The following is a 24763-nucleotide window of genomic DNA, read 5'->3' on the forward strand; positions in this document are numbered from 1 at the left end:
CTACTCGAACGGTATGTCACGCAGACCCGCGGCCACCGAGAGCCAGAAGAAGCCGTGCCCGGCGATGCCCAGGTCGTACTCGCCCGAATCCGGCACGCCGGGAAACTCGGCGCCGCCGGTCAACTCCCGGGGCCGGCAACCGACGTGCGAGGCCAGGCTCAGCGTGGTGGTCTGCGGGTAGCGGGAGAAGTTGAACAGGCAGAGCACCTCGTCGTCGGGCTCACCGCGCAGGAACGCCAGCACCGCCGGGTTTGTGGAGCGGACGATCCGGCAACCGGGGCGGGAGAACGCCGGGCAGGCGTGCCGGGTCTCGATGAGTTTCTCGACCACATGCAGCAGCGACGAGCGCGAGCGGAGCTGGTTCTCCACGTTCACCGCCATGTAGCCGTAGATCGACTCGTGGATCGGGGGGGCCGGCAGGTTCTCCGGCTGCGCCACCGAGAAGCCGCCGTTGCGGTCCGGGGCCCACTGCATCGGGGTGTTGAACGCCAGGTGGCCGGGCAACGCCAGGTTCTCACCCATGCCGATCTCGTCGCCGTAGTACAGCACCGGCACGCCGGGCATCGACAGCAGCAGGGCGAAGGCGAGCTCCAACTGCCCCCGGTCGTCGTTGAGCAGGGTCGCCGTGCGACGCCGGATGCCTGTCGCACCGCGCATCCGGGCCAGCGGCGCGTACGCGTGCAGCAGGTCGTCGCGTTCCCGCTCGTGCAGCAGGCCCAGCGACATCTCGTCGCCGTTGCGCAGGAACACCGCCCAGTGCCGGTCGGGCGGTTGGTCGCCCATCTGCGCCAGCACCCGGGACACCGGCCGGTGCGCCTCCCGTCGCATGGCCAGCAGCAGGCTCGGCATCAGCGAGGCGTACATCACCAGATGGCACTCGGGGTGCTCGGCGGTGCCGAAATAGGCGCCCGCCCCCTCCGGCCAGTCCTCACTCCAGGCGATCAGGATCCGGTCCGGGTACGTCGTGTCCAACCAGGATCGGAGTTGACGCAGGTAGCCGTGGGTTTCGTCGAGCCCCTTGCTGGAGGTGCCGCTGCGCTCGAACAGGTACGGGACGGTGAGCAGGCGCAGCCCGTCGACGCCCTGGCGGAGCCAGAACGCCATCACGTCGCGCATCGCGGCGCGTACCTCGGGCGCGTCGTAGTTCAGGTCCGGCTCGGACCGGCTGTAGCGGTGCCAGTAGTACTGGCGGCGTTGGCTGTCGTAGGTCCACCCCGCGCCGTGGCTGCCGAGCGGGTCGTCGGCCTCGGCGTAACTGTCGCCGCTGTCGCTCCAGACGTAGAAGTCGCCGTACGGGCCGGTCGGGTCGCTGCGCGACGCCTGGAACCACGGGTGCTGGTCGCTGGTGTGGTTGAGCACCAGGTCCAGCACCACCCGCAACCCCTGCCGATGCGCGAGGCTGAGCAGTTCCAGCAGGTGCGACGGGGCGCCGAGGCCCTCGTCGATCGCCTCGAAGTCGGCGGCCGCCCGACCGTCGCCCAGCGGCGGGGCCGCCATGATCGGGTTGAGCAGCAGGCAGTCGACGCCGAGGCGGCGCAGGTAGTCCAGCTTCTCGGTGACACCCCGCAGGTCGCCGTGTCCGTCTCCGTCGGAGTCGTAGAAGAACCGGACGTTGACCTCGTAGAAGGCGCTGCCGGCCGCCCAGCCCGGCTCGCCCGCGGGCTCCGGTGGCCCGGGATCCTCCGCCACCTCGGCCCGGGTGACCCGCAGCCGCCCCGACAGGGCCTGGCGGGCGCGCTCGGCCACCCGTTCCGCCGGATCCCGTTCCAGGGTCTCCAGCGTCTCGAAGGCGGCGACCAACTGGTCCCGGCTGCGCTGGTGGCCGTACGCCCAGTTGCTCAGCTCGTCCACCGCCAGCACCCGGGCCGCCGCGAGCCGGCTGCGGGTGAGCGCCAGCAGTTCCTCCGGGATCAGCTGGGGCCGGCGGGGCGCGTTGCTGAGGATGAGATCACCGACGCCGGCGGCGCGCATCTGCGGTGTCTGCCGGCGTTCCCGGTCGACCATGCGCACGGCCGCGTACTCGAACGCCTCCCGCACGCTGATGATCCCGTTGCCGTCCCGGTCGGCCCCGCCGGTACGCAGCCCCTCCAGGAACGGACCGGAGAACGCCGACGGCAACGCGTGCTGCCTGTGACCGTCGCCCTCGTGGGCCAGCTCGGTGGCCCCGGCGGAGACCACGACGATGCGACTGCGGTCGCCGCGCTGTTTGAGGTCGCCGAAGGCGCCCGCGTGGCAGCAGTCGAGGATCAGCACCAGCTCGCGGGCGCGGCACTCGTCGACCCAGTGCCGGAACTCGTCGGTCGGCACCGAGGTCGGTGGCAGCCGGTCGGGGTCGGTGTCGGTCGCGGTGAGGTAGAGCCGGTGATCGTGATGCAGCCGCCCGTGGCCGGAGTAGTAGACGAGCAGGAAGTCGTGCGGGTCGGCGCTGGTCAGGAAGTCGTAGAGGGTGAGCTGGAGGCGGTACGAGTCGGCGTCCAGGAGATCGCGTACGTCGTCGAAGGCGCCGAGCGTCGGATCCCGTAGCAGCCGGGCCCAGTCCTTCAGGTCGCTGGCGGGGGAGTCGAGGGTGGGCAGCGCCTCGTTGGCGTAGCTGCCCACCCCGACCAGCAGCGCCCGCTTCACCGTGGCTCCGCCGGGTCAGTCACCGTCGACCTTCTCGGGCACGGCGGCCGTACCCTGCCGGGGCACCGACACCGACTTGATCAGCTCGGCCAGCGTCTTCTCCGACACGTCCCGTACGTCGATCTCGGTGCCGTCGGGAAGGGTCATGCGCAGTCGCTTGCCCTTGTTGCGCTCCTGATAGCGCTTGATGACCTCGGCCAGGTGCCGGATGTCCGCCGCCGCCCGCTTGACCGTCGGCACGGTGAACACGGCGAGGGCCAGTACGCCGAAGATGTAGCTCGCGGTGTCCCGGGTACCCGGGGCGGCTTCGGCGGTCAGTTCGCTCGCCTCGACACCGGGCAGCTGGTTCAGGTGTTCCTTCAGATGGCGCGCCTGCTCGGCCAGCTCCTCGTCGCTGAGCGGACCGTCCGACCCGACCTGCAAGATCAATCCATCGACCATGATCCCATCGTGGTCGCTGTCACTACCCCGTGCAAGGCCCGCCACGGCGGGATACGGGTCAGGGGTGGCAGTGACGGGCATCCGACAGAAGGCGGAGGATCCCGCGTGGCGGCGGAGCACTGTCCGTTTCGCTGATGCCAGTTCGTCGTACCTCAGGAGTAGACCGACCAGGACTGATGCACGTCGGTGTGGCGGCCGCGCGGCGACCCCCGCACCGACCCGAGGAAGACGAGAGAACGCTCATGAGTGGTGTACGCGTACTGGTGGGGACGCGCAAGGGCGCGTTCATCCTGACCTCCGACGACAGACGCGACAGCTGGACGGTCGACGGGCCGCACTTCGGCGGCTGGGAGATCTACCACCTAATCGGATCGCCGGCCGATCCGGACCGGCTCTACGCCTCCCAGTCCGGCGGCTGGTTCGGGCAGTTGATCCAGCGCTCCGACGACGGCGGACGGACCTGGACCACTGTCGACAACGACTTCGCCTACGCCGGCGACGTCGGCGACCACCTCTGGTACGACGGAACCCCGCGGCCCTGGGAGTTCAAGCGCATCTGGCACCTCGAGCCGTCCCGTGACGATCCCGACACCGTGTACGCGGGCGCGGAGGACGCGGCGCTCTACGTGTCCAACGACGGCGGCGGCAAGTGGACGGAGCTGACCGCCCTGCGTACCCACCCGAGCGGGCCGTCGTGGCAGCCCGGCGCGGGTGGCCTGTGCCTGCACACGATCATCCTGGATCCGGTCCACCAGGGTCGGATCTACACCGCCATCTCGGCGGCCGGCGCGTTCCGCAGCGACGACGGCGGCATCAGCTGGCTGCCGATCAACAAGGGCCTGCGGTCGGGGGAGATTCCCGACCAGGACTCCGAGGTCGGCCACTGCGTGCACCACATCACCCAGCACCCGTCGCGCCCCGACACGCTGTACATGCAGAAACACTGGGACGTGATGCGCAGCGACGACGCCGGCGCGAACTGGCGCGAGGTCAGCGGCAACCTGCCGTCGGACTTCGGCTTCCCGATCGCGGTGCACGCCCACGAGCCCGAGACCATCTACGTGGTGCCGATCAAGAGTGACTCCGAGCACTACCCGCCGGAGGGCAAGCTGCACGTCTACCGCAGCCGCACCGGCGGCGACGAGTGGGAGCCGCTGACTGACGGGCTGCCGCAGTCCGACTGCTACGTCAACGTGCTGCGCGACGCGATGGCCGTCGACACGCTCGACCCCTGCGGCATCTACTTCGGTACCAGCGGCGGCCAAGTCTACCGCTCCGCCGACGGCGGCGACAGCTGGGCGCCGATCGTCCGGGACCTGCCGCCGGTGCTCTCCGTGGAAGTCCAGGTACTGCCGTGATCCGGGTCGTCCTCCCGGCTCACCTGAAGACCCTCGCCGGGGTGACCGGTGAGGTGCGGGTCGAGGTGGCCGGCCCCGGGCCGGCCACCCAGCGCCTGGTGCTCGACGCCGTCGAGGCGCGGTACCCGATGCTGCTCGGCACCATCCGCGACCGGCACAGCGGTGAGCGCCGCGCCTTCGTCCGCTTCTACGCCTGCGAGGAGGACCTCTCCAACTGCTCACCCGACACGCCCCTGCCCGAGCGGGTCGTCGCCGGGCAGGAGCCGTTCATCGTCCTCGGCGCGATGGCCGGCGGTTGACCCGGCTCACAGGCCGCGGGCGAACAGCGCCAGGCGTACCCGGTTGGGGCTGTCCGTTTTGGTCATCAGGCTGGTGATGTGGGACTTGACGGTGGTGACGCCGATGTGGAGCCGCTCGGCGATCTCGCCGTTGGACAGCCCGTCGGCGACCAGCTCCAACACCTGCTGTTCCCGGGCGGTCAGCCCGGTGACCGGCGACGGCGTCCCGGTGCGGGCGTGCACCGCGCGCTGCACCAACCGGCGCAGCACCTCCTGGCTGAACGGGCTGTCGCCCGTCGCGGCCCGGCGCACACCGTCCAGCAGCTCGGTCGGCGGTGCGTCCTTGAGCAGGAAGCCGCAGGCGCCGGCCGTCAACGCCGGATAGAGGTGGTCGTCGTCGCCGAACGTGGTCAGCACCAGGACGCGGGCACCGGGACGCTCGGCGATGATCCGGCTGGTGGCGGAGATCCCGTCGACGCCGGGCATGCGCAGGTCCATCACCACCACGTCGGGCACCAGCCGGGCGGCCAGGGTGATCGCGTCGCGGCCGTTGTCGGCCTCGCCGACGACCTCGATGTCGGGTTGGGCTTCGCAGAGCATGCGCAGGCCGGCGCGGATGAGGTGCTGGTCGTCGACCAGCAGTACCCGGATCACGCGCGCTCCGTCGCGCGTGGACCGGCGCGGGTTCCGGCCAGCACGGTGGCCACCCGCCACCCCGTGCCGGTCGGGCCGGCCGTCAACTGTCCACCGAGTACCTCGACCCGTTCGCGCATGCCGGTGATGCCGTGACCGCCGCCGGCCGGCACGGTGGCGGGCACCGAGCCGCGACCGTCGTCGACCACCTCCCAGTGGACGGCCCCGTCGACCACGCTGACCGAAAGCCGCGCCACCGCAGCGGTACCGGCGTGCTTGGCCACGTTGGTCAACGCCTCCTGGCTGAGCCGAAGCACCGCGAGGCCCCGCACCGCGTCGAGGGTGCCGACCGCCGGGTCGATGTCGGCGACCACTGTGACACCGGCCTGACGGGCCCGGTCCACCGCGGCGCCGAGCGCGGCCGGCAGCGCTGACGGTTCGATCGCGGTCAGTGCGGCGTCGCCGCGTACGCCGTCGGGGTCGCGTAGCACCGCGACCAGCCGGCGCAGGTCGGCAAGGGCTGCTGTGCCGGTGCCGTGGACGTCGTCGAAGACCTCGCCGACCCGTGGATCCAGGTCGGTCAGCACGTGCCGGGCCACCCCGACGCGCAGCACCATCGACGCCACGTGGTGCGCCACCACGTCGTGCAGTTCCCGGGCGATGGCGCTGCGCTCGTCAGCACGCGCGGCACGGCTCTCCGACTCGCGTCGCCGCTGCTCCTCCTCGGCCCGCTGCCGCGACTGCTGCCCGAGTTCCCGGGTGGTCCGGATGACCAGCCCGAGCAGCAGCGGAACGCCGACCTCCGGCAGCAGCCCGAACACACCGGAGAGCAGACGCGCCAGCGGATCGCCGATCGAGTCGGTCAGGTCGACCACGGCCAGCAGCCCCGCCGCCAGCCAGATGGTCCGCCCCCGGCGGGCGGCCATGGTCAGTTCGAGCAGCGCCCAACTGGCACCCACCTGGTTGATCATGAAGTCGTCGACCAGCCAGATCGCCACCGCCAGCAGCGCGGTCTGGATCAGCATGCTGGCCAGCGGCCGGTGGTGCAGCGACAGCCCGACCGCGAAGGCGAGCACCGCGAGGATCCACTGGGTGGTGGTCGGTGCGGACAGGGCACCGAAGAACAGGTAGCCCAGGCCGGAGAGGATGAGCAGCACCATCCGCACCAGGCTGTCGCGCGCGTCGAACAGCCGTCCCACCCAGCTCACGGCCTCAGCCTAGGCGGTGCTCGTCGGGGCCGGCAGCGGTCGTCGGGTCAGCCCATCGGGTGCGTACGACCAGATAGGCGGCCAGACCGATCGGGCCCAGCAGGATCGTCAGCAGCAGCACCGGCGCCATCACCAGCGGTGGAACTGCCCGTTCCCGGCTGTCGAGCCAGGCCCAGCGGCCCACGAACAGGTCGAAGGCGACGAAGTGTGCCCAGGCCGCCGCGGCACCGTCGGCAGTGCCCAACAACTCCCGTACGCCGTCGAGGGTGGGGTCGATCACCGCCGGCAGGACCTCTGCGAACGCCGGGACCACCAGGATCGCGTAGATCGCCACGACCGGCACCACGATCAGCGGTGATCGGATGATCCGGTGGGTCATCGTCCAGTTCGGCAGCAGGATCATCAGCGCCCAGAAGGGTGCCGCCACCGCGAAGGTCAAGGAGAACAACGTGGCGCTCACACGGTCACCTCCGTCCGCTCGTCACCCGCGACCCGCCCGTCGCGCGGACCCGCCGCCCGCCGCTCACCCGGACCCGCCGGCCGATGTTCGACTGTGGTCGCCGAAAACCGGTGTCGGGCCAGCACCGCGCCGGCAGCGGCTACGGTCGCCACCGCCAGCGCCGCCGCAGCGGCCAGGGTGAGCGTGTCCGGCCGGAGCAGCGGCTGCCCGCGCAGCGCCTGCCAGGTCAGCAGTACGGTCGCCGCACCGTAACCGGCGCCTACGACGAGCAGCAACCGTGCCCGGGTGCGCTCGTCCAACGCACCACCGGTGAACCGGCTCAGCAGCAGAGCCAGGACCGGCAACACCTGCATTCCGTGCAGCCCCACGAAGTGCCCGATCCGCAGATCCCCACCGGTCGTGCTCCAGCCGACCAGCGGCAGCCCCGGCCCGCCGTCGGGCACGCCCACACTGTGCGCCCCGGCGACGCCCTCGATCACCGAAGCCTGATCCGGCAGGGTCATCGGTACCGCCACCAGCATGCCGAGTGCCGCCAGCCCGAGCCCCAGACCGATCGCGTAGCGGCCGGCGCGGCCGGCGATCGGCTGCCGTAGCACCGCGACACCGACGACGACGTGCGCGACGAACAGCACCATGATCGCTGCACCCATCAGCTGCCACAGCAAAGCGTTGACCGGGCTGGTCTCGTTGTAGTGGCTGGTGGTGCCGCGGAGCACCTGTCCGACGATGATGCACATCTCCACCACACCCATGGCGACCATCACGGTCACCGCCCACTCCGCGACCCGGCTACGGCGACGTAGCAGGGAGAGCAGCCAGACCAGGGTGCCGCCGTACAGGACGAACGACACCGAGAACTTGAACGGCTTGAGCCAGATCGGCACGCCGGTCAGGACCCGCTGGTCGGCCACGACGCCGACCGCACAGACGACGGCGAGCACCGCCATCGCCGAGACGAAGACCATCAGGGGGCGGTGCCGGTACGCCCGCCGCGACAGGTTGTCAGTCATGTCTGTAGATGCTGGTTCGAGCGACTGCCCGCCGCGCCCGACCAGGAGCCTCAGCTGTGGCCACTGGGCGGACCTCCACCTCCTCCCTGGGTAGGGGGTCGCCGGTGGGCGTCCTGTCGCAGGCCCTACCGACCGAGCGGCAGTCGATCGGCGTCTGTCACTGCATTGTGGGGGAAGAGCTGGTCGGATCTTGTCCGTGCAGAGGTCCTTCGGCTAGCCTCCCTATGGGAGTTCGGGCAGCTCCGAGCGCATGGATTGGCTGCGTTCGGGCGCGACGCATCTCGGCGTGTCGACCGGTCCGTCCGGCCAGCGCGATGGTCGGCCTCCGCCGTGAGCGCATTCGTGGCACCGTCAGTGGATGGATCGTGGGCACGACCGTCCTCCGCAGCCATCGTCACCACGCATGACGCGCCAACGGCCGTGGCGACTCGACCAACCGCAACGGATCAGATCGGGGAATGTGCCCATGCTACGGAGATTGAAAGTGTCGGCGATCTTCGCCGCCCTTGCCGCCGTCGTGGCCACCACGGCCATCGCCACCAGCCCGACCAACGCCGCAGCCGACGCCGCAGTACGGGTGATGCCGCTCGGCGACTCGATCACCGACGGGTTCAATGTGCCCGGCGGTTACCGGATCGACCTCTGGCAGAAGCTGGTGGCCGGCGGCCATCAGGTCGACTTCGTCGGCTCCATGTCCAACGGCCCGAGCAGTCTGGGTGACCGCAACCACGAGGGCCACTCGGGGTGGACTATCGCGCAGATCGACGCCAACGTGGTCAATTGGCTGCGGGCCACCACACCCCGCACGGTGATGCTGCACATCGGGACCAACGACATGTTCGGCAACTCGTCCGGCGCACCGTCCCGGCTGTCCACGCTGATCGACAAGATCACCGCCACCGCGCCGGCGGCCGATGTGTTCGTCGCCACCATCGTGCCGCTGTCCGGAGCGGACAGTCAGGTGCGCACGTTCAACGCGGCGATACCCGGAATCGTGCAGAGCAAGGTTGACGCCGGGCGTCGCGTGCACCTGGTGGACATGTACAACGCGTTGACGCTGGCGGACCTGGCGGACGGCGTACACCCCAACGCTCGTGGCTACAGCAAGATGGCCGCCGTCTGGTACGACGCCCTGCGGGCGGTCCCGGGTGCGATCGGCGGCGACACTCCGCCTCCGACGACCGCTCCTCCGACGACCGCGCCTCCGACGACCGCGCCGCCCACCACTCCGCCGCCGGCGGCGGGTTGCACCGCGTCGGTGTCGCTGAACCAGTGGAACGGTGGTTTTGTAGCCACGATCCGGGTGACCCCGACGGGATCGTCGATCGATGGTTGGACGGTGACCGTCGCCCTGCCGTCCGGCGCCACCGTCACCAACGCGTGGAACGCCAACCGCAGTGGCAACACCGGAACGGTCCAGTTCGCCAATGTCAGCTACAACGGCTCCGTGGCCGCTGGTCAGTCGACTGAGTTCGGTTTCCAGGGCACCGGGTCAGGGGCGGACCTGGCCCCGGTTTGCTCCGCCACATAGCGCGCGGAGGTGGTCCGATCCGTTACGGCACCCGCTGCCGCCGCGTACCGGGCGGCAGCGGGTGCCGGGACCGGCGGTAGTCTGCCCCAGTGGTGCACCACCCCGATCAGCTGAGCTGGCCACGCACGTCGGCCTCACGGGGAAAGAGCGAGCCGGTGTGCTCGAAGCCCGGCTGGTATCGGGGCGACGTCCACCTGCACACGACGCTCTCCGCCGGCGGCGAACTCACCCCGGGGCAGCTCGCCGCCGCCGCCCGCGAGATCGGGCTGGACTTCGTCGCCACCACCGAGCACAACACCACGGCCGGGCACGATGAGTGGAGCCGGTACGCGGGCGATGACCTGCTGGTCATCCTCGGACAGGAGGTCACCACTCACACCGGTCACTGGCTCGCCCTCGGCCTCGACCCCGGGCATCCGGTCGAGTGGCGGTACGGGGTCCGCGACGACGCCATCGACCGGCAACTGGCCCGGGTACGCCGAGGGGGCGGGATCTGCGTGGCCGCCCACCCGTACGCGCCGTACGAGTCGGGGACGTTGGCCTATCCGTACCGGTGCTTCGACGCGGTGGAGGTGTGGAACGGACAGTGGCGCTCGGACCTGCCGTGGAACGCGGACAACGAGGCGGCGCTGGCCGAGTGGGGACGCAACCTCGGCCACGACATCCATCGGGGACGGTGGTGGCCGGCGGTCGGCAACAGCGACACTCACCTCGCCGGTCAGCTCGGCACCCCGCACACCGTGGTCTTCGCCGAGGAACTGGGCGTCGACGCGGTCCTCGCCGGCCTGCGGACCGGCCGGAGCTGGATCGCCGGCTCCGCCGCCGTCGACCTGGCGTTCACCGCCGCGAGCGGTGATCGCGTGGTCGGTGTCGGTGAACGCCTGGACTCCGGCGGCGAGCCGATCGAGGTGCGGTTGCGGGTGTCCGGGGTGCCGTCCGGCGTCGTCGGTCTGCACACCGAACGCGGCACCGTGCTCCGCGAGCGACTTCCCGCCGACGGGACGGGCACGGTCCGCTGGCGCACCGCCGCGCGGGAGGGCGGCTTCGTCCGGGCCGAGGTACGCCACCCGGATCGGCGGATGGCGGCCCTGACCAACCCCGTCATCCTGGCCTGACCGGCGGCACCCGTCCCGCCGGGCGCTGGCACCCTCGGCACATCCAGACCGGTGCTCGTCACATTCAGGCTCCGGCCGGGGTCGGGTGGGTGAACCTTCAGGAAGGGGAGTGGCGTGGGCGAGTCCGCCTGGTTGGCCGAGCGGTTCGAGCAGCAACGGCCGTACCTGCATTCGGTGGCCTACCGGATGCTCGGATCGCTCGGCGAGGCGGATGACGCCGTGCAGGAGACGTGGCTACGGCTCTCCCGCGCCGACCACGACGAGGTGGACAACCTCGCCGCCTGGCTGACCACTGTGGTCTCCCGCGTGTGCCTGAACATCCTGCGCAGCCGGCAGCGGCGGCGCGAGGAGCCGTGGGACGTCCGGGTGCCGGACCCGGTGATCACGCCCGCCGGACCCGACGATCCCGAGCAGGCCGCCATGCTGGCCGACTCGGTGGGGCTGGCGCTGTTGGTGGTGCTCGACACGCTGACGCCCGCCGAACGTCTCACGTTCGTGCTGCACGACATGTTCGGGGTGCCCTTCGACGAGATCGCCCCGATGATCGACAGGTCGCCGGCCACCGCACGGCAGCTGGCCAGCCGAGCCCGCCGTCGGGTACGCGGACAGGCCCCGCCGACCGACCGTGACCTCGCCCGGCAGCGCGCGCTGGTCGACGCGTTCCTCGCCACAGCCCGGGACGGTGACCTCGAGGGACTCGTCGCCGTGCTGCACCCGGACGTGGTGCTTCGTGCCGACGGCGGCACCACCCGCACCCGCCACACCACCGTGATCACCAGCGCTCCGGCGGTGGCCGCCCAGGCCACGACGTTCGGACGATTCTCGCCGTTCGCGCGGCCCGCGTTGATCAACGGTGCCGCCGGGGTGGTCGTCATGGCGACGGGCCGCCCACTGTCGGTGATGGCGTTCAGCATCCGCGACGGCCGCATCGCCGAGATCGACGTGATCGCCGACCCGGACCGCCTGACCCGGTTCGACCTGTCCGCCTTCACCGACTGACGCGCACATGGCGCGGCGCGGGGCCGTCGCGGCGTCCGTGCCGGTTCAGCGCGGCGCGGCGTACGCCAGCGAGAGCCGGACGTCGTCCCAGCTGCCGGTCAAGGTGGCACCGGCGGGGGCGGCGGTGGATCCGGGGCGGCGGATCACCCCCAGTTCCACGGTGTCGGTGACGATGAGCGTCGGGTCGCCGTCGACCACCCGGAGCACCGCGCCGACCGCAGGCACGGCGACGGCGGGAGCGTCGCTGGTGATGGCCATGCTGGGCGGGCGTACCTCGCGCCGGCCGTCAACCTCGAAGTACTCCTCGGCCTGTCCCGTGCCGGCCAGGACGGCCTCGGCCAGAGCCGCCGCGTACACCGGGTCGCCGACCGCGTCGTAGACCCAGCGCCGACCCAGCACCGAGTGCTCGGTGGTGCCCACCAGCCACTCGTCGGCACCATCCAGCGGCGCCCCACGGTAGGTCAACGGCACCTGGTGCACCGGCCCGTCGCCGCCGGCGACGAGTAGCGTCTCGATGCCCACCTGCCCGGCCGGGTCGTCGAACCGGTACCCGGCCACGCGTCTCACGTCGACGCCGCCTTCGTACCAGTCGCGGGTCGGCAGCCAGGCCGCCAACAGTTCCAGCTTGGTGGGACGGATGTCCGCTCGGTGCAACAACGCCATGTGCCGCATCGTACGCACCACCCGGACGGGAGCCGGCGTGCCGGGTGGAAGGGATGGCGCTGGGCCACATCGGGCAGGCGGTCGGCCGAGGGAGGTTCCCGGCCGCGGATGGCGGCGCGGTGGCGTTGTGGCCTAGCATCTCGGGCCAGTACAACGTCGAGCTCAACGCGGGTTCCCCCGACTCGCCGCCGGTGCCGCCGCCGGGTTCAACGGCCCGCGGGAAAGGCACCCCTCGTGAAGATCGTGGCCGCCGACGTCATCGTCACCAGCCCGGATCGCAACTTCGTCACCCTGAGGATCACCACAGAGGACGGCATCACCGGCCTCGGTGACGGCACGCTCAACGGGCGCGAACTCTCCGTCGCCTCGTACCTGCGCGACCACGTCGTGCCGTTGCTGCTCGGGCGCGACGCGCACCGTATCGAGGACACCTGGCAGTTCCTGTACCGCTCGGCGTACTGGCGGCGCGGGCCGGTCACCATGGCGGCCATCGCCGCGGTTGACGTCGCGCTCTGGGACATCAAGGCCAAGGCCGCGGGGATGCCGCTCTACCAGCTGCTCGGCGGCGCGTCCCGCACCGGCATCATGGCGTACGGCCATGCCTCCGGGCGGGACCTGCCGGAGCTGTTCGACTCCATCCGGGCCCACCTCGACCTCGGCTTCCGGTCCATCCGGGTGCAGACCTCGGTGCCCGGCATCAACGCCGTGTACGGGGTGGCCACCCAGCCCAGCGCCGACGGTAAGCGCTACGACTACGAGCCGGCGCAGCGCACCCCGTTGCCGGCCGAGGAGGACTGGGACACCCGGGCGTACCTGCGCCACCTGCCCGGCGTCTTCGAGGCGGTCCGCAACGAGTTCGGGCCCGAACTGCCGCTGCTGCACGACGGGCATCACCGGATGACCCCGATCCAGGCCGCGAGGCTAGGCAAGGCCCTGGAACCGTACGACCTGTTCTGGCTGGAGGACTGCACCCCGGCGGAGAACCAGGACGCGCTGCGACTGGTCCGTCAGCACACCATCACCCCGCTGGCGATCGGCGAGGTGTTCAACACCGTCTGGGACTACCAGACCCTGATCCGGGAACAGTTGATCGACTACGTGCGTTCCGCGGTCACCCACACCGGCGGCATCACCGCGATGCGCAAGCTGCTCGACTTCGCCGCGCAGTACCAGATCAAGTCCGGCATCCACGGGCCGACCGACATCTCGCCGGTCGGCATGGCCGCCGCGCTCCACCTTGACCTGGCCATCCACAACTTCGGCATCCAGGAGTACATGCGGCACGGCGCCCTCACCGACGAGGTGTTCCGCCAGTCGTTCACCTTCACCGACGGCTACCTGCACCCGGGTGAGCAGCCGGGTCTCGGCGTCGAACTGGACGAGGAGGCCGCCGCCCGGTTCCCGTACCAACCGGCGTACCTGCCGTTCAACCGGCTCCAGGACGGCACCGTCCATGACTGGTGACCGCCCCCGCCCAGCTCTCGTCGATCTTGCACTTTTTGTCCCCGCGAAAGCCACGAAAGGGTTGTTTCGCCGACCGGAACTGCAAGATCGACGAAGTGGGGTGGGGGCGGCGGTGGGGTGGGGGTGTCGGGGGTAGCACGAGGTGGGATGGCGCGGGGTGGATTCGGGGGTTCTCAGGGCGCGGCGCGTGGGGGGAGTTCAGCATCTGTTCGGGTGGCCTTGGCTGGGTGACGCGACGGCAGGTGAGCGGGCATGCGGGAGACAGCGGTCGAGCCGATCGTCAGCGGCGAGGACACCACCCTGGCGGAGCAGGTGTGGCGCAACGCGGCCGAGGACCCGGACGCGGTGCAGTTCGTCCGGCCCGACCCGGATCCCCGGTCGTGGCCGGTGCGCCGCTCCGGGCGGGGCGGCGCCCTGCCGGTGACCTGCCGGCAGTTCCGCGATGACGTGGTCGCGGTGGCCCGCGGTTTCGTCGCTGCCGGGGTCGCGCACGGCGACCGGGTCGGGTTGCTCAGCCGCACCCGGTACGAGTGGACGCTCGTGGACTATGCGCTCTGGTCGATCGGCGCGGTGACCGTGCCGATCTACGACACCTCCAGCCCGGAACAGATCCGCTGGATGCTCGGCGACTCCGGTGCGGTCGGCTGCGTGCTGGAGACCGCGGACCACGCCTTCAGCGTGGCCGATCTGCGTTCGGAGCTGCCCGAGTTGCGGCAGACCTGGCGTATCGACGCCGGTGATCTCATCGAGCTGGTGGCGCGGGGCCGCGCCATCGACGCCACCGAGGTGGATGCGCGTCGAGCCGCCGTGACCGGCGCCGACATCGCCACCATCGTCTACACCAGCGGCACCACCGGCCCGCCGAAGGGCTGCGTGCTGGCGCACCGCAATCTCGCCGCCGACATCGGCAACGCCACCGCGGTGCTGCCCCAGTTGCTGCATCCGGGTGCGACGACTGTGCTGTTCCTGCCGCTGGCGCACGCCTTCGCCCGACTGATCCAGATCGGCATGGTGCACAACCGCGCCACCATGGTGCACAGCGCCGACATCTCCGGGGTGCTCGACCAGTTGCGCCGGTTCAAGCCCACCTTCATCCTCGCCGTGCCCCGGATGTTCGAGAAGCTGCACGACCAGGCCCGGCACACCGCCGAGGACGCGCACCGGGGATGGCTCTTCGGCCTCGCCGAGCGGGCGGCCGTGCGGTACAGCCGCGCGCTGGACACGTCACGTGGCCCCGGAAGGCTGCTCCGCCTGGCGCACCTGGTGTTCGACCTCGCCGCGTACCGCCGGTTGCGCGCCGCACTCGGCGGACGGTGCCGGATGGCCATCGTGGGCGGCGCGCCGCTGGGGGAGCGGCTGGGTCACTTCTTCCGGGGCACCGGAATCACCGTGCTGGAGGGGTACGGGTTGACCGAGACCTCCCCCGCGCTTACCGCGAACCTGCCGACGGCGATGCGGATCGGCACGGTCGGGAAACCACTGCCGGGGGTACGGATCCGCATCGCCGACGACGGCGAGATCCACGCCCGGGGCGAGGTGGTGTTCGGCGGCTACTGGAACAACCCGGAGGCCACCCGGGCGGCGTTGACCGACGACGGGTGGCTGCGTACCGGCGACCTCGGCACGATCGACGACGGCGGCTTCCTGCGGATCACCGGACGGACGAAGGACATCATGGTCACGGCCGCCGGCAAGAACATCGCGCCTGCGCCGATCGAGGAGCGGATCCGAGCGCATCCGCTGATCAGTCAGGTGATGCTGGTCGCCGACGGTCGCCCCTACGTCGCCGCGCTGGTGACGGTGGACCCGCAGGCGTGGACGCGCTGGCGGGAGCAGCACGGGCACCCCGGGGCGTCGGTGTCCGCGTTGCGGGACGATCCGGCGTTACGTGGCGAGATCCAGATGGCGATCGACCGGGCCAACCGCAGCATCTCCCGGGCCGAACAGGTCAAGACCTTCCGGATCCTGCACCGGGATCTCACCGAGGTGGACGGGGAACTCACCCCCACGCTCAAGATCAAGCGGGAGGCGGTGCAGGATCATTTCGCCGACGAGGTCGCCGCCCTCTACCAGGGCCATTAGGGTCGGTGCCGGCTCGCCGCTGCCCAGCCGGTGCTGATCAGGAACAGTGCGGCGCTGTAGGTCGCCATCACCAGCACGCTGTGTCCGGGCACCGTCGTACCGGCCGCACCGAGGCCGATCAACAGGTCCGAGAAGAGGAACAGCGCGCCGCCGAGCGCGACCCGCAGACCGAGCGCGGTCGCGGTCGCCGCCATCAGGCACAGCGCCAGGCTGTACCCGAGCACCGGCAGCCGCAGCTCGCCCAGCCGCGGCCACAGCAGCGCGTTCGCCACCACCCACAGCGCCAGGTACCCGGCCAGCGCCGCCGGTCGGGCCCGGCGGTGACCCACGAACGCGGTGACGAGCGCCAACTGGGTGCCGAGGAAACAGCCCATCCCGACCAGGAACGCGGCGTCCGACGGCATCAGCAGCGCGACGTCTCCGGCGGTGGCGAGCAGCAGGCCGACCGCGATCGGGGCGTTCGCCGCGCGGACCCGCCACAGCCAGGCCAGCAACAGCGGCGCCAGCAGCGGCTTGGCCAACCACTGCACCGCGAGCACGTCGGTGGCGACGGCGACCAGTTCGACGGCCGCCACGACGGCGAACGCCCAGAGCAACACCCCATCCCGGTCCGGCCGCCGCAGCCGCGTGTCCACCAGCCTCCGGCCGGTGCCGGTCGCGGTGTTCATCGGGCCGGCTGCCAGCCCGGGCGGCGCAGCAGGTACCCGAGCCGCTCCCGCCAGGACCTGGCGGTGCGCAGGTCCCGCCAGATGGCCGCGTACTCGTGGGTCGCCACCCGCAGCGGGTTGTAGGTGCCGATGTTCTTGGTCAGGCCGTACCGGACCGCGTCGCCCTCAGCCTGGAAGGTCCCGAAGAGTCGATCCCAGATGATCAGAATGCCGCCGTAGTTGCGGTCCAGGTACTCGTCGTTCGAGCCGTGGTGCACCCGGTGATGTGAGGGGGTGTTGAACAGCAACTCGATCGGTCGGGGCAGCAGGTTGATCCGCTCGGTGTGCAGGAAGAACTGGTAGAGCAGGCTGATCGACTGCTGAAGGAAGATCATCCACGGTGGAATGCCGAGCAGGGCCAGGCCCAGCCAGAAGGGCAGCGAGGTCATCGGTGTCCAGCTCTGCCGCAGCGCGGTGGAGAAGTTGAAGAACACGCTGGAGTGGTGCACCACGTGTCCCGCCCACAGCAGTCGCACCTCGTGGTGGGCCCGGTGGAACCAGTAGTAGGCGAAGTCGTCGGCGAAGAACAACAACACCCAGACCCACCAGTCGCCGGGGGAGAGACTGAACGGCGAGATCGTGTAGGCGGCGGCGTACAGGCCGATCGTGAGCAGCTTCCACGGCACGCCGATCACCTGGCTGCCGGCCCCCATGGTCAGGCTGGTGGTGGTGTCCCGGGCCTCGTAACCCCGTTCGGCGTCGTCGGGCGCGAACCGGTACGACAGCGCCTCGACGGTGATGAGCAGGAGGAACGCGGGGATGGCGTAGAGCACGGCGGGGATCATGCCCGGCTGTCCTTTCTGGTCGGGGCGGTGAGCGCGGCGGTGAGCAGCGATCGGGCCTCTTCGGCGGCCTCGACGTCCCGGCCGTCGGCGATTGCCGACGCCAGCCGGCGGTGCCCGGTGACGTCGAGCAGTTCGGTGGCGCGCCGTTGGGGCGGCACCTCGGCCACCGCCAGGGCGCCGGCCACCAGGCTGTTGAAGGCCAGCAGGTACGCGGTGTTGCCGCAGCCGTCCAGGATCAACCGCCAGACGGCGATGTTGGCCTCACCCATCGCGGTCAGATCGGGTGCGAGGTCGGCGAACTCCTCCACCGCGCGGACGATCCGTCGCCGCGCCGCGTCGTCGGCCCGGCGGGCGCAGAGCCGGGCCGCGTCGACGCCGATGCAGGCCCGCATGTCCATCATGTCGCGGACCAGGGTGGCGACCGGCAGTACGTCGCCGGAGCGCACCAGCGACAGCGCGAGATCCAGACCGGCGTGCACCCGCCAGTCCAGCACCCGGGTGGCCCCGCCCTGGCTGATCCGGACCAGGCCGAGTTGCTGCAACCGACGCAGCGCCTCCCGGACCGCATGTCGGTTCACCTGGAAGGTCGTCGCCAGCTCCCGTTCGCCGGGCAGCGTGTCGTCGGTGCGGTAGGTGCCACTGACGATGGCGTCGCGCAACTGTCCGAAGACCAGGTCGGAGACGGAGGCCCGGGTGACGGGGACGAATGCCATGCCCGGCAGTGTGGCCCAGGGCACATCAACCCGTCAACTGGTTGGACCAGTTGGGAACCTGGCGGATCGACACGCCCGTGGCTCGTGACCGTGCTGTCGCAGTGAGTTAGGGTGCGTTCGCAGCGGGTGGCGGTCGGGCACGGGAGGCGCCGGTGACGAGACGACGGCGTGGCCTCGCCCGCGCGGTCCTACGACTCGGTTTCCTGACCGCGGTCGCCGGGGCGGCATGGTGCGCCTACGACGTCGCCTCGGCCGATTCCGCCCGGGCCGCCGGGGAGCCGCCGGCCGTCACTCAGGGCGGAGCAACGCCCCGCGTCGGCGACCTCGTTCGAGGTCTGCTCGCCCCGGCACTCACGTCGGATCCGCCCGCCCCGGAGCCCCCGCCGCCGGCCCCATCGCCGCCGGCCCCACCGCCCAGGTCCGATCCGCCCCGACCGCTTCCGCCCGACGAGCCCGAACCACCCGCCGACGCCAGGCCGGCGGAACCGCCGTCACCACCTGCCGGTGGGCGACCACCGCAGGACACCGCGCCACCGGCTGACCCGGCGCCACCGGCTGGGTATGCGCCACCGTCGACCGACCCGAGCATGTCGAGACCGAGGCCGAGCGCACCTCGGGTCGCTGCCCACCCGGCGGGTGCGACACCGGCAGCGCAGCGGACGGCCGGGTCGCCAGCTGCGAGCCGGCCCCACAGCCGATCGGCGGAGCCGCTGGCGCGACTGCCCGAGGCGGTACGCGACGAGGTGGCCGTCGTGGTCGCCGAGGCCGGGACGCTCGCAGCGCCGCTCATCGCCGCCCTTGTGGAGCTGCTGGATGCCGAGTTGCCGCTGCTGGACTCCGTAGTGGTGGGGCTGGAGCCGGTGCTCGACGTGCTGGATCCGGTCGTCGAGCTGCCCCAACCCGCTCCGGCACCGGTGGACCCGACCCCCCGACCCGATCCGGATCCCGCCATGCTACCGGCACCGGAAGCCGAACCCGCGCTACCGGCCAGGCCGGACCGGGCCGACGCCGGCGCGGACAGCGCCCGGCAGATCGGCTCCGTCCACCACGTCATCCGTCACCGGTCCGGCCACCCGGCGGCTTCGCTGCCGCACAGCGGCGAGGAGATCGTCGACGGTGGACTGCACGAGCGGGACGGGCAGGCCGACCGTACGCCGGGTCCGCCGCCCTCGTCGCCGGCTCCCGGCACCAGCGGCGCCGAGTCGGCACCGACGTCGCACAGCGGCCCGGTCGACATGGCCGTGGCCGGCTGGTCGCCGCCAGCGGTCAGCGGCCGGGTGACCCGGCTGGCGCGTACCCGGAGACGCCCCTCCCGCTCGCCACGCCCGCGCAGCCGGCCCGCCTGACCGCTCGCTGCCACCTCCGCGCCGCCACGTCGGTCGTGGCCGCGCGACGCGACACCTGACGGCGGTCTACACCGTCGACCGTCCCGGGCCTGCCGGCGTGTGACTGCCTGGCACCGGCCCATCACCTACTTTTCCGACTTCATGCCTCACCAGGAGTAACCATGCACGTCACCCTGCCGGTCAACCGTGCCCGATGGTGCGACGTCGACTGGATCGTCGACCTGCTCACCGCCACGATCGTCCCCACGTCCCTCGGCGCGTGGCTCGTGCCCGATGAGCGGCGCCGTGCCGCCGTGATCGCCGCCGTGGCCCGCATCTGGACCGAGCACGCCCTGCTGTTCGGCGACGCGTTCCTGCTCAAGGACGGGACCGCCGCCACCGTCTGGTTCCACCGCTATCGCCCGATCCCGCCGCCACCCCGCTACGACGAGCGACTCGACGACGCCAGCGGCGAACACGCCGTGCGCTTCCGTCGCGTCGACCATCTCCTTGCCGCGCGGCGGCCCGCCGAGGCACACAACCACCTCGCGTTCCTCGCCGCACCCCCGGACGCCGACCGGGCTCGTCAGGCCGCCGCCGTCCTCGCCGGCAGCCACCGGTACATGGACAACCTCGGCCTGCCCGCGTACGCGGAGGTGCACGACGACGACCTGCGTCTCTATCGCCGGCTCGGCTACCGGGGCCGGCAACGTCTGTCGGGTCCCGGCGGCGCTACCGTCAACCTGCTCTGGCGGCCGGTCCCGTCGGTCCGGATCAGTCACTCGACCGTTCCGACGCGTCGGGTACCACCCGCCCTACAGGCGACGCCGCCCAGGACGGTGATGACGGTCGACGCCGGAGGAGGGGCCTGCCGCTGATCCGTGCTGAGATGGCACGAACGTGATCCGTCCTTTGGCGACCCGGACGCGCGCGGGTCGGCCCCGGTCGACCCGCGCGGGGCTCGAAACCACCGTCGGCGGCTGGTGTGAAACGTCGGGCGTCAACGCTGGGCGGTCGGTGACGGGGGAGCGCTGCCGCCCTGGGGTGCCTCGGTGGACATCAGCTCCACGACCGCCTTGCGGTCGGCCGCCGACGGTAGGCCCCAGCCAGGTTGGTACCCGTACACCTCGCGCAGCGGAGTGGCGCTGGTCCGCCCGCCGAGTATCTCCACGGCGTCGGTGTCGATCAGCCCTGGATGCTCCACCCCGCACGCCTCGGCGACCTTCATCAGGTCCCGCCGCAGCGTCTTGAGGTAGTGCGCCGCCCGGACCGACTTCGATGCCGGGTCCAGCCCCCGGGTCAGCCAGGCGTTCTGGGTGGCCACTCCGGTGGGGCAGGTGTCGGTGTGGCACTTCTGCGCCTGGATGCAGCCGATCGCCAGCATCGCCTCCCGGCCCACGGCCACCAGGTCGCAGCCGAGCGCGAACGCGACCACCGCGTTGTCGGGCAGGCCGAGCTTGCCGGAGCCGACGAAGACGACCTGCTCGTGCAGGTCACGTTCGGCGAAGATGGGATAGATCCGGGCGAAGCCCTGCTGGAACGGCAGCGACACGGAGTCGGTGAAGATCAGTGGCGCGGCCCCGGTGCCGCCCTCGCCGCCGTCGATGGTGACGAAGTCGACGCCTCGGCCGGTGTCGCGCATCAGGTCGGCCAGCTCGGTCCAGAAATCGAGGTCGCCCACGGCCGATTTGATACCGACCGGCAGACCGGTCTCGGTGGCCAGGAGTTCCACCCAGTCGAGCAGGCTGTCGCAGTCGGCGAACTCCGCGTGCCGCGAGGGGCTGACACAGTCCCGTCCGACCGGGATTCCCCGGGTCGCGGCGATCTCCGCCGACACCTTCGCCCCCGGCAGCAGGCCACCCAGGCTGGGCTTGGCCCCCTGACTGAGCTTGATCTCCAGCGCCCGCACCGGTGCGCCGGCGACCACGTCCTTGAGCCGGGCCAGGTCGAACCGGCCCCGATCGTCGCGGCAGCCGAAGTACGCGGTACCCAGTTGCAGGATCAGCTCGCCGCCGTTGCGGTGATACGGGGACAGCCCGCCCTCGCCGGTGTTGTGCAGGCAGCCGGCGAGCGCCGCGCCCCGGTTCAACGCCTCGACAGCGGGGCCGGACAGGGAGCCGAAGCTCATCCCGGAGATGGTCACCACCGATGCGGGGCGGAACGCGTGGGTGCGGCGTCGCGCGCCTCCGAGCACCTTCGCCGACGGCAGCCGCACCTCGTGCCCGGTAGTCGGCGTCGACGGCGGTACCGCCCGACCGAAGGTGCGGTGCTTGATGACCGGATATCCCGGGCTGTACTCGATGTCGTTGTCGGTGCCGAACCCGAAGTAGTTGTTCTGCCGCTTCGCCGACGCGTACACCCAGCGGCGTTGGTCCCGGGTGAACGGACGTTCCTCGTTGTTGCCGGCCACGATGTACTGCCGCAGCTCCGGCCCGAGCGATTCGAGCAGGTAGCGGGCGCGACCCAGCAGCGGGAAGTTGCGCCTCAGCGCGTGCTCGCGTTGCAGCAGGTCACGGGCGGCGAGCGCGGCGAGGGCGGTGACGGCGGCGGGTACGGCGTGACGGGCCCATCTCATCCCGCCACACTTTCCGTCGCCGAGCCCGGTCAAACGTCGGGGCGGTGCAGCTCAGCGCCGGTCGGCGGCACCAGGCGCAGCGGGTAGGCCGCCGACCGTGCCCACCGGACGACTCACCAGTTGGCCACCCGGTGGGGTCGGTGCACCCGCCGGGCCGATGGCGTCACTGGCGGCGGTGGCGATAATGATCGCGTGTTCAGCGGCACCGTTCACTTGCGCGTGGCACGGATAGTGGCGACATGAACGGTTGGCAGGTCTCCGGCTACACCCCGGTCCGTCGGCTCGGTGCCGGTGCCTCCGGCAGCGTCGATCTCGCCGTGCACGACGCCACCGGCACCGCGGTGGCGATCAAGTATCTGACCACCGGGCCCGACGACGAGCTGTTGCGGGCCGACTTCCGGGACGAGGCGCGGCGGCTTGCCGACATTGACGACCCGCACATCTGTCGCCTCTACGAGTACGTCGAGGCGCCCGGCGGGGCGGCGATCGTGATGGAGTTGGTCAACGGCGTGTCGCTGCGCCAGATGCTGCGTGCGCAGGGCCCCACCACACCGGAGTCGGCGCTCTGCGTGCTCAAGGGTTCCCTGGCCGGGCTCGGTGCGGCGCACGCGCGCGGCGTGGTACATCGTGACTACAAACCCGAGAACGTGCTGGTGACTGCCGAGGGCGCGAGCAAGCTCGCCGACTTCGGCATCGCCATGCCGGTCGGTGCCGCCTCCGGTGGCACTGTCACCGGCACCCCCCGCTACATGGCTCCCGAGCAGTGGTCCGGTGCGCCGGCCAGCCCGGCCTGCGACATCTACGCCGCCACCGCCACCTTCTTCGAATGCCTCACCGGCCACCCGCCGTTCGACGGGCGGGATCTGGCCACGCTGCGCCGGCAGCACATCCGGGCGCCGATCCCCACCGATCGGGCGCCGCGCCCGGTGCACGGCCTGCTGCGCGACGGGATGGCCAAGCGGCCCGACGACCGTCCACAGCCCGCGCAGGTCTTCCTCGCCAGCCTGGAGGAGGTAGCCGCCGGTGCCTACGGGGACGACTGGGAGGAACGCGGGTGGCGCGAGCTGGCTCGCCGGGCAGCGCTGCTGGCGGCGCTGTTTCCGTTCCCGGACGGCAGCGGGGGCGGCATCAGCGTGGCCAGCACGGCGGTCGGCACCTCTGCGCCGACATCGGTGGGCGAGGCCGCCGACGGATCCGTACCTCGGCGGACCGGACGGTCCCGGGCGGCGCTGGTCGGGTCCGGCCTGGTGGCGGCGATGCTGGTCGGCGTTGCCGGACTCAGCTACGCCGGGAAGGACGAGCCACCGTCGGTCGGTGCGGCGGCGGCCACCGAGGCCCGCACGGATCTGACCGCCGGGACCGTCCCGACCGTCGGAGTTCCGGCCGCACAGCAGCCGACGCCGACGTCCGACGTGCCGACGGTCGGCACCCCCGCTTCACCCACCCCGACCGGTACGGGGACCGTCCCGACGGGCGGCACCACGGTCGAGCCGAGCCGGTCGGTGCGTCCCCCGGGCGGCTCACAGCCCGCGACGCCGGTGCCCACGTCGTCCACCAGTCCCGCACCGCCGTCGGACACCACCGCGCCCATCGTTGACCGGGTCACCGCGAGTCCGACCGAACTTGATCCGGCGGGCTGCCCGTTCGGGCCGACCGCGAGCACGGTCACCGCGCTCGTCGCCGACGACCGTACCGACTCGGGTGAACTGCGGGTCCGTCTGCGCTACACGCTCGAGAAGCGGTCCTACGAGCAGAACATGGCTCAGCTGCGTGGCGGCCAGTTCCGGGGCGTGCTCGGCGACCTGCCCAGGCCCGGAGCGACCACGCGGATCCCGGTCGCGGTCCTGGCCACCGATGCCGCCGGTAACACCACCACCGGTGCGACGGTGCACGTGACGCTCTACTCCTTCTGCACGCCCGGCTGACCAGCCGCCCCCGCACCCAGGCCCGCGACGAACGCAGGAGACGACAGCGTGAATCAGCCGGACGACGACGCCACGGAGGCCCTGCCCACCCAACGGGTACCGGCCGAGCCGACCGTCACTCTGCCCGCACACCCACCGTCCGTGACCGCACCTAAGCCGTCGCTCGACGGTGCGGAGCCGACGCTGTCCCTCGACGCTGCTGAGCCGACGCTGTCGTTCGACGGTGCGGAGCCGACGCTGTCGCTGGCTGGGACCGGGGGAGACACGATGGCCGCGAATGTCACGGTCGGTACGCGTACCGGCGGCACGGCCCTGCCCGCGCCCACCGCCGGGCCCGGCGGCGAGCTGCGGTTCGGTCCCGGCGTGCCGGTCGCCCCGCCAGCGGCACCGGCCTGGCCGGCACCCGCGCCGCCGCGCCGGCCGTCGCCCTGGCGTCGCTTGACCACCGTGCTCTCCGCGCTGCTGAGCCTTGCGCTGCTGACCGCGGTGGGGTTGTGGATCTGGCAGCGACTCAGCCCGCTGGAGATCGCCGATGTCACCGCGAGCGTGCCCCGACCGGCCGAGGCACGCTGCGACGTCACCGTCGACGTGGTCGCCACCGTGCGGACCAACGGCCGCGCGGGCGTGATCGAGTATCAGTGGCTGCGGACCGGCAGTGCGCCAGGTGCTCTGCTCACCGAGCGCGTCGGTCGGGGACAGCGTAGCGTCACGCTGACGTTGCGCTGGTCGTTCACCGGGGTCGGCAGCACCACGGAGACCGCGACGGTGAACATCGTGTCGCCGGCACCGGCGCAGGCAGCGACCGAGGTCAGCTACGCCTGTCCAGGCTGACTCCGACGGGCCGGTGGTCGGGATGCGTCTGCGGCTGG

Annotated in this window: 22 protein-coding genes; 11 read left to right on the top strand and 11 right to left on the bottom strand. The window is 71.5% G+C overall.

The window, feature by feature from the left end; all coding sequences use genetic code 11:
- Together O7624_RS30515 and O7624_RS30520 are read right to left on the bottom strand one after the other, a co-directional pair.
- Nucleotides 1-2622, bottom strand: a complete 2622-nt coding sequence (locus tag O7624_RS30515) for an alpha-amylase family glycosyl hydrolase (protein WP_282238362.1) — start codon at nt 2620-2622, stop codon at nt 1-3.
- 15 nt (nt 2623-2637) lie between these two features.
- Entirely contained in the window at nt 2638-3063 is a 426-nt protein-coding gene (locus tag O7624_RS30520) for a hypothetical protein (RefSeq protein WP_093405676.1), read from the bottom strand.
- A 242-nt stretch (nt 3064-3305) separates the two neighbouring features.
- On the opposite strand from O7624_RS30520, the gene O7624_RS30525 reads away from it, so the two are divergent.
- The gene (locus O7624_RS30525; RefSeq protein ID WP_282238363.1) at nt 3306-4421 is read left to right on the top strand and encodes a sialidase family protein; all 1116 of its coding nucleotides are present in this window, start codon (nt 3306-3308) and stop codon (nt 4419-4421) included.
- Nucleotides 4418-4720, top strand: a complete 303-nt coding sequence (locus tag O7624_RS30530; RefSeq protein ID WP_282238364.1) for a MoaD/ThiS family protein — start codon at nt 4418-4420, stop codon at nt 4718-4720. Before O7624_RS30525 ends, O7624_RS30530 begins: the two co-directional genes overlap by 4 nt.
- A 6-nt stretch (nt 4721-4726) precedes the next feature.
- Here O7624_RS30530 and O7624_RS30535 read toward each other — a convergent pair whose 3' ends face one another.
- Genes O7624_RS30535 through O7624_RS30550 form a run of 4 tightly spaced genes read right to left on the bottom strand, consistent with a single transcriptional unit; the run spans nt 4727 to nt 8010 of the window.
- Nucleotides 4727-5353 carry a response regulator transcription factor gene (locus O7624_RS30535; RefSeq protein WP_282238365.1) on the bottom strand — a complete coding sequence of 209 codons (627 nt, stop codon included), beginning with the start codon at nt 5351-5353 and terminating at the stop codon, nt 4727-4729.
- Entirely contained in the window at nt 5350-6540 is a 1191-nt protein-coding gene (locus O7624_RS30540) for a histidine kinase (RefSeq protein WP_282238366.1), read from the bottom strand. Before O7624_RS30540 ends, O7624_RS30535 begins: the two co-directional genes overlap by 4 nt.
- 4 nt (nt 6541-6544) lie before the next feature.
- Nucleotides 6545-7000, bottom strand: a complete 456-nt coding sequence (locus O7624_RS30545) for an ABA4-like family protein (protein WP_282238367.1) — start codon at nt 6998-7000, stop codon at nt 6545-6547.
- Entirely contained in the window at nt 6997-8010 is a 1014-nt protein-coding gene (locus O7624_RS30550) for a hypothetical protein (protein WP_282238368.1), read from the bottom strand. Before O7624_RS30550 ends, O7624_RS30545 begins: the two co-directional genes overlap by 4 nt.
- A gap of 466 nt (nt 8011-8476) precedes the next feature.
- On the opposite strand from O7624_RS30550, the gene O7624_RS30555 reads away from it, so the two are divergent.
- From O7624_RS30555 to sigJ, 3 genes are all read left to right on the top strand, one after another.
- On the top strand, nt 8477-9541 hold the full coding sequence (locus O7624_RS30555) for a cellulose binding domain-containing protein (protein WP_348774972.1): 1065 nt from the start codon (nt 8477-8479) through the stop codon (nt 9539-9541).
- A 155-nt stretch (nt 9542-9696) separates the two neighbouring features.
- Nucleotides 9697-10656, top strand: a complete 960-nt coding sequence (locus O7624_RS30560) for a CehA/McbA family metallohydrolase (protein WP_282238369.1) — start codon at nt 9697-9699, stop codon at nt 10654-10656.
- Nucleotides 10657-10770: 114 nt separating this feature from the next.
- Nucleotides 10771-11655: an RNA polymerase sigma factor SigJ gene (sigJ, locus tag O7624_RS30565; RefSeq protein WP_282238370.1), complete on the top strand. Its 885-nt coding sequence runs from the start codon at nt 10771-10773 to the stop codon at nt 11653-11655.
- 45 nt (nt 11656-11700) lie between these two features.
- Here sigJ and O7624_RS30570 read toward each other — a convergent pair whose 3' ends face one another.
- On the bottom strand, nt 11701-12318 hold the full coding sequence (locus O7624_RS30570) for a hypothetical protein (protein WP_282238371.1): 618 nt from the start codon (nt 12316-12318) through the stop codon (nt 11701-11703).
- A 234-nt stretch (nt 12319-12552) separates the two neighbouring features.
- Here O7624_RS30570 and manD point away from each other — a divergent pair, with 234 nt between their 5' ends.
- Together manD and O7624_RS30580 are read left to right on the top strand one after the other, a co-directional pair.
- The gene (gene manD / locus O7624_RS30575; RefSeq protein WP_093405656.1) at nt 12553-13782 is read left to right on the top strand and encodes a D-mannonate dehydratase ManD; all 1230 of its coding nucleotides are present in this window, start codon (nt 12553-12555) and stop codon (nt 13780-13782) included.
- Between the two features lie 252 nt (nt 13783-14034).
- On the top strand, nt 14035-15864 hold the full coding sequence (locus tag O7624_RS30580) for an AMP-dependent synthetase/ligase (RefSeq protein WP_282238372.1): 1830 nt from the start codon (nt 14035-14037) through the stop codon (nt 15862-15864).
- Here the strand turns inward: O7624_RS30580 and O7624_RS30585 are convergent.
- Genes O7624_RS30585 through O7624_RS30595 form a run of 3 tightly spaced genes read right to left on the bottom strand, consistent with a single transcriptional unit; the run spans nt 15861 to nt 18069 of the window.
- Nucleotides 15861-16532, bottom strand: a complete 672-nt coding sequence (locus O7624_RS30585; RefSeq protein ID WP_282238373.1) for a lysoplasmalogenase — start codon at nt 16530-16532, stop codon at nt 15861-15863. The two genes, O7624_RS30580 and O7624_RS30585, sit on opposite strands and share 4 nt — an antisense overlap.
- Nucleotides 16529-17356 carry a sterol desaturase family protein gene (locus tag O7624_RS30590; RefSeq protein ID WP_282238374.1) on the bottom strand — a complete coding sequence of 276 codons (828 nt, stop codon included), beginning with the start codon at nt 17354-17356 and terminating at the stop codon, nt 16529-16531. The genes O7624_RS30585 and O7624_RS30590 overlap by 4 nt, the downstream gene beginning before the upstream one ends.
- A complete protein-coding gene (locus O7624_RS30595) occupies nt 17353-18069 on the bottom strand; it encodes a GntR family transcriptional regulator (protein WP_282238375.1) in 717 nt (238 codons plus the stop codon). Before O7624_RS30595 ends, O7624_RS30590 begins: the two co-directional genes overlap by 4 nt.
- A 587-nt stretch (nt 18070-18656) precedes the next feature.
- Here O7624_RS30595 and O7624_RS30600 point away from each other — a divergent pair.
- Together O7624_RS30600 and O7624_RS30605 are read left to right on the top strand one after the other, a co-directional pair.
- Nucleotides 18657-19415: a hypothetical protein gene (locus tag O7624_RS30600; protein WP_282238376.1), complete on the top strand. Its 759-nt coding sequence runs from the start codon at nt 18657-18659 to the stop codon at nt 19413-19415.
- Between the two features lie 161 nt (nt 19416-19576).
- Nucleotides 19577-20272 carry a hypothetical protein gene (locus O7624_RS30605; RefSeq protein WP_282238377.1) on the top strand — a complete coding sequence of 232 codons (696 nt, stop codon included), beginning with the start codon at nt 19577-19579 and terminating at the stop codon, nt 20270-20272.
- A 122-nt stretch (nt 20273-20394) separates the two neighbouring features.
- Here O7624_RS30605 and O7624_RS30610 read toward each other — a convergent pair whose 3' ends face one another.
- Entirely contained in the window at nt 20395-21969 is a 1575-nt protein-coding gene (locus O7624_RS30610; protein WP_282238378.1) for an FMN-binding glutamate synthase family protein, read from the bottom strand.
- Between the two features lie 239 nt (nt 21970-22208).
- Between O7624_RS30610 and O7624_RS30615 the strand changes: the two genes are divergently transcribed.
- Together O7624_RS30615 and O7624_RS30620 are read left to right on the top strand one after the other, a co-directional pair.
- Nucleotides 22209-23894, top strand: a complete 1686-nt coding sequence (locus O7624_RS30615; protein WP_282238379.1) for a serine/threonine-protein kinase — start codon at nt 22209-22211, stop codon at nt 23892-23894.
- A gap of 48 nt (nt 23895-23942) precedes the next feature.
- Complete coding sequence (locus O7624_RS30620; protein ID WP_282238380.1) at nt 23943-24725, top strand: hypothetical protein; 783 nt, start codon at nt 23943-23945, stop codon at nt 24723-24725.
- The last annotated feature ends 38 nt before the right edge of the window (nt 24726-24763 follow it).

The organism is Verrucosispora sp. WMMD1129 (genome assembly GCF_029581255.1).
GTDB classification, from domain to species: Bacteria; Actinomycetota; Actinomycetes; order Mycobacteriales; family Micromonosporaceae; genus Micromonospora; species Micromonospora sediminimaris.

What these genes read in the sequence shown, in the direction of transcription:
- O7624_RS30570 (WP_282238371.1), bottom strand. Translation starts at nt 12,318, where the DNA reads ATGGCGTTGTTGCACCGAGCGGACATCCGTCCCACCAAGCTGGAACTG.
- O7624_RS30555 (WP_348774972.1), top strand. Translation starts at nt 8,477, where the DNA reads ATGCTACGGAGATTGAAAGTGTCGGCGATCTTCGCCGCCCTTGCCGCC.
- O7624_RS30585 (WP_282238373.1), bottom strand. Translation starts at nt 16,532, where the DNA reads ATGAACACCGCGACCGGCACCGGCCGGAGGCTGGTGGACACGCGGCTG.
- O7624_RS30610 (WP_282238378.1), bottom strand. Translation starts at nt 21,969, where the DNA reads ATGAGATGGGCCCGTCACGCCGTACCCGCCGCCGTCACCGCCCTCGCC.
- O7624_RS30550 (WP_282238368.1), bottom strand. Translation starts at nt 8,010, where the DNA reads ATGACTGACAACCTGTCGCGGCGGGCGTACCGGCACCGCCCCCTGATG.
- O7624_RS30520 (WP_093405676.1), bottom strand. Translation starts at nt 3,063, where the DNA reads ATGGTCGATGGATTGATCTTGCAGGTCGGGTCGGACGGTCCGCTCAGC.
- O7624_RS30600 (WP_282238376.1), top strand. Translation starts at nt 18,657, where the DNA reads ATGTCGAGACCGAGGCCGAGCGCACCTCGGGTCGCTGCCCACCCGGCG.
- O7624_RS30605 (WP_282238377.1), top strand. Translation starts at nt 19,577, where the DNA reads ATGCACGTCACCCTGCCGGTCAACCGTGCCCGATGGTGCGACGTCGAC.
- O7624_RS30580 (WP_282238372.1), top strand. Translation starts at nt 14,035, where the DNA reads ATGCGGGAGACAGCGGTCGAGCCGATCGTCAGCGGCGAGGACACCACC.
- O7624_RS30595 (WP_282238375.1), bottom strand. Translation starts at nt 18,069, where the DNA reads ATGGCATTCGTCCCCGTCACCCGGGCCTCCGTCTCCGACCTGGTCTTC.
- O7624_RS30525 (WP_282238363.1), top strand. Translation starts at nt 3,306, where the DNA reads ATGAGTGGTGTACGCGTACTGGTGGGGACGCGCAAGGGCGCGTTCATC.
- O7624_RS30615 (WP_282238379.1), top strand. Translation starts at nt 22,209, where the DNA reads ATGAACGGTTGGCAGGTCTCCGGCTACACCCCGGTCCGTCGGCTCGGT.
- O7624_RS30590 (WP_282238374.1), bottom strand. Translation starts at nt 17,356, where the DNA reads ATGATCCCCGCCGTGCTCTACGCCATCCCCGCGTTCCTCCTGCTCATC.